This is a genomic window from Oleiphilus sp. HI0117 (genome assembly GCF_001635235.1).
The window spans coordinates 1-970 of sequence record NZ_LWGA01001350.1 but is presented as its reverse complement, the minus strand read 5'-3'; the positions used below and the strand labels follow the sequence as shown (position 1 = coordinate 970).

At 47.6% G+C, this 970-nt stretch carries 1 protein-coding gene; it reads right to left on the bottom strand.

All coding sequences use genetic code 11. The features are described from left to right. Positions 1 to 199: 199 nt before the first annotated feature. Positions 200 to 970 (bottom strand): TatD family hydrolase (locus tag A3757_RS23260; RefSeq protein ID WP_197470259.1); only part of this gene is annotated, 771 nt, incomplete at its 5' end.

The following is a 970-nucleotide window of genomic DNA, read 5'->3' as shown; positions in this document are numbered from 1 at the left end:
TTCATTTATTCCGCCTTTAGCTCCAATGAGCCTTTACAAAATCCAAGTTCGATGGCAATTTCGCCATTCGGATGTCACGAATTATCGCGGTTTCACATATTGAGACGGGGCTGTACTCGCAAAGCTACACCGATAATTTTAGGGCGCGCAGTATAATATAATTAAACACAATTAATCCAGAACTAATTTAGTTTTTCTTTCATTGCCCCGCATAAAAAATTTCTTCGGCATTATCTCTCAAGGCTGCAGCCAAGATTTCAGGGCTTTCAGAGCGAATATTACATAGCGCCGAAAAAACCTGACGAATATCCGAAGGACAACCAAACTCTCGCCTCAACCCGGAAACTCTCATATCCGGGCTATCCGTCTCCAACAACAAACTACCCAAAGGGGCTGTCGCAACAGCGGATCGGGTTCGCGTGGCACTTGGCCAAGTAATAACGCAACCTACACCGATGCTTATCCCTTTGGCGACATACTGATCGAGCAAGTCCTTGCCTCCGGAGAAGGCATGAATCACCCCCTTCCCTGGAAACTTCTTTAATGCGGACAGTATCTGGGAATGCGTTTTTCGAGCATGCATGATAACGGGCAAACCATGATCACTTGCAAGCGCCAACTGCGCCTCAAACAAGCTGTACTGCAGAGCCATATCTGCTGCCGTTACATCAAGCCCTATCTCGCCAACAGCAACCAGCCCCTCAGGCCGCGGGGATAAGCACGCATCAAGCCTGCTAATATCGCCTAAAGAATGCCTAGCTATAAAAAGAGGATGCAACCCTAAGGCATAACTTAGCTGAGGATGGCCAAGCGATAAGCCTTGCACCCCCTCCCATGATCCACGATCAATCGATGGGATAATCAACTTTGTTACACTTGCCCGGCGACAACTTTCAAGCAGGGCTTCTTGCCGCCCCTCAAACTCAACAAAATCTAAATGACAATGAGTATCGTAAAGCTCCGGACCTAT